The 3,659-nt window shown below is 40.1% G+C and carries 2 protein-coding genes; both read left to right on the forward strand.

What is annotated here, in order from left to right; all coding sequences use genetic code 11:
* Positions 1-3,343, forward strand: a 3,343-nt coding sequence (locus tag AC6F75_RS10540) for a protein O-mannosyl-transferase family (protein ID WP_500714983.1), incomplete at its 5' end; no start/stop codon positions are given.
* Between the two features lie 3 nt (positions 3,344-3,346).
* The coding region (locus AC6F75_RS10545; protein WP_500714984.1) for a polysaccharide deacetylase family protein at positions 3,347-3,659 on the forward strand (313 nt) is incomplete at its 3' end.

Consider the following 3,659-nt stretch of genomic DNA (forward strand, 5'->3'; position numbering starts at 1 on the left):
AAAATGGAATTTAATTTCAGGCTGGTGTGTGTTTTTAATCGCTTTGACAACTTACTGGCTCACTGTTGAACCCACAGCCAGTTTCTGGGACCCGGGCCAGTTTATCACAACTTCCTCCAACCTGGAAGTGGGCCACCCCCCCGGGGCTCCCCTTTACCAAATGTTGGGAGCTGTTTTTTCAACCTTCACCGGTGACGTCACTCAAATTGCCTATTTTGTCAATATGATTTCTGTTTTTTCCAGTGCTTTTACCATTCTTTTTATGTTTTGGTCATTGACACTGTTGCTTCAAAAAATTATTTCTAAAAATGAATCTCTTGACAAAAATAAAGAAATCTTAATTCTGGGAAGTGCCGCTGTGGGGTCTCTGGCATTTACTTTTACAGACAGTTTTTGGTTTAGTGCCGTTGAAGCTGAAGTGTATGCTATGGCCGCTCTTATTATGTCTGTATTATTTTACTTAGGCTTGCGTTGGGAAAAAGAAATGAACACGCCTCGCGGCAACCGCTGGTTGTTATTGATTGCTTTTGTTGCAGGGCTTTCATTTGGAGTTCATATTATGGCGCTTCTGGTTATTCCGGCAATTTGTTTATTGTATTATTTCAAGAACTACCCAATAATAACGCTAAAGAATTTTATTATAGCAAATGCTGTGGCAGTGGGCGTTCTATTATTTGTTTATGTGTTCATGATACCTATGACAATGCGGTTTTTCTCAGCTTCAGAGTTATTTTTTGTCAATTCTTTAAGGTTACCGTTTGATTCGGGCACCATTATAGCCTGCTTAGTAATGATTGCCATTTTCTATTTTGCAATCAGGTATACTCGCAAAAAAGACCTTGTTAAGCTACATACAATTACACATTGTTTGCTGTTTATTTTTATTGGTTTTTCCTGTTATTTAATGCTTCCCATCAGGGCCAATGCCGGACCGACAATTAATCAAAACAGCCCAAGTGATGCCATTGAACTTTTAGCTTATTATGGCAGGGAGCAATATGGAGATCAAAGTTTGTTGTATGATGCCCAGTTTACCGAAATGTATGCCGGCATTGACCGCAACAACCCTTATACTGACGACAAGCCCAATTATGAGCGTGATTATGAAACCAACAAATATGTAATTGTAAACAATTACAAAAATGCAAGAATGAACCTTGACGACAGCCACAAAACCTTCCTCCCAAGAATGTGGAGTACAGAGCACGCGGCCAATTATTTAAACATTATTGGTGGTGTCGATTTTGAGGTGAAACGCCAATTCCGAAGTCAGGAAGCCTTGATGAACGAAGTGGCCATGTTTAAGCAGCGCTACAACCGCGGGGAAATTGACAGTGAAGATTACCACAGTTTTTTAAACCAGTTTAGCGATTATCTGGATATTCAAAAGCCTTCATTTACACAAAATATGCGTTATATGTTTGAATATCAGTTTGGGTATATGTACTGGCGCTATTTTATGTGGAATTTTGCCGGAAGACAAAATGACATTCAAGGCAGGAATGACATCTTTAACGGAAACTGGTTAAGCGGCATCAAATTTGTCGATGAAGCCAGGCTTGGCCCACAAACCAACCTTCCCACTGATTTTAAAAACAACAAAGCCCACAATACTTACTATTTCCTCCCTTTGATATTGGGATTGCTGGGTGTGGTTTTTCATTACAATAAAGACAATAAAAGCTGGTGGGTGTTGATGGTGTTTTTCCTGTTTATGGGACTGGCATTAAAAGTCTATCTCAACGAGCGACCATTTGAACCTAGGGAACGTGACTATGTTCTTGTTGGATCTTTCTATGTGTTTGCTATGTGGATAGGGTTTGGGGTGTATGCCTTGTTTGAAATCATTAAAAGCTACATACAGCCCAAAATAGCCGTGCCCATAGTGATTGGAGTAGGCCTGCTGGCTGCACCCATACTTCTGGCCTCCCAAAACTGGGACGACCACGACCGATCCAATCGTTATACGGCAACAGCTATGGGTAAAAAATACCTGGATTCAGTTGACCCAAACGGTATTATTTTTACCATTGGCGACAACGATACCTTTGCTATTTGGTATGCTCTGGGAGTTGAACAATACCGCAGGGATGTCAGGCCTGTCAACACCAGTTTGTTCAATACAGACTGGTATATCAACGATATGAAAAAAGCGGCTTTTGACAGCGACCCCATTCCTTCACAGCTTACTCATGAACAGTACCGTCATGGCACACGTGATTATATATTGAAAATGCCTTATGATTACTTCAGTAAGTTACCAAATATTCCAAATTCAACTTTAGAAATTATAAAAGAAGACTTACCTCTAAATATAAATGATTGGATGGACTGGGTGGCCAATGATGACCCAAGGCTTACCGTTGAAATGCAAAGCGGACAAATGGTCCAGACATTTCCATCAAAAAACATTCGGATTCCAGTGGACAAAGAAGCCGTTTTACGCAATGGTATTGTTGCCGAAAAAGATGCACACCTTATTGTGGATTTTATTGATGTTTACATCAAAAATGATATTCTCTACAAAAACAGAATGATGATGCTGGATATTATTGCCAACAACAATTGGGAACGCCCCATCTACTTTACCGGAGGTGCTTTTGGCGATGAAGACTATTTGTGGATGAAGGACTATCTCCAACTTGACGGAATGGCTTACAAGTTGGTGCCCATCAAAACACCTTTTGACAGAAGAAACCCTTTGGATATGGGGAGGATTGATAGCGAGAAAATGTATGACATGGTCATGAAATGGGACTGGGGCAACTCCGGCAGCCCGGATATCTATCACGATCCTGAGACACGTAGAAACTCCATTAGCTACCGTAGCAATCTGGCACGTTTGGCCGAGCAACTTATCCAGGAAGGTGAACTTGAAAAAGCTGAAGAGGTATTAGACCTTGCTATGGAACACATGCCGGTTGAATATTTTGGCTATTATACTTTACTTGAACCTTACATAACCGGTTACTTTGAAGTGAACCAAGACCAAAAAGCGATTGATTTATATAAACAAGTGGTTATTACCTATCAGGAGCGACTGGATTATTATGCTTCATTCAAGTTCTCACTTCAACGACGCTTTCCTGATGTCATTTTGATGGATATTGAACGCTACAGAAGTCTTGTGGGCACATTGGTATATGGAAGTGACGAAGAACTGCTTGAGTCTGAAGCTGAAATGTTTAATACCTATTTAAGAAAATTCCAGCATTTTTATGCCTCTGAACTGGAAGACGAAACATTTGAAGATGATTTTGACGATACCCTCGATTGGGACAATATGGATGAAGAAACCCTATTGAGAATGATAGATTCACTGGAAAGAGTTTTGAATCAATAAGAAGTGAAAAAATATGTTGTAAAGATCCCGTTTTTTGTCAAGTTTCTTTACCCCAAACGCTTGTGGCACTTTTCGCGTAAGCAAAAAACGCTTTATTTGACTTTTGATGATGGCCCAATTCCCGAGGTTACCCCTTGGGTGTTGAAGCAATTGAAGGATTTTAACGCCAAAGCCACTTTTTTTTGCATCGGTCATAACATTCAAAAGCATCCTGAATTATTTGAACAGTTATCTACCGAAGGCCACCGTGTGGGCAACCATACTTTTAACCACCTGAATGCTTCCAAAACTTCTTTTTCAGAATACCTGAAAAACA

Source organism: Planktosalinus sp., from assembly GCF_059864935.1.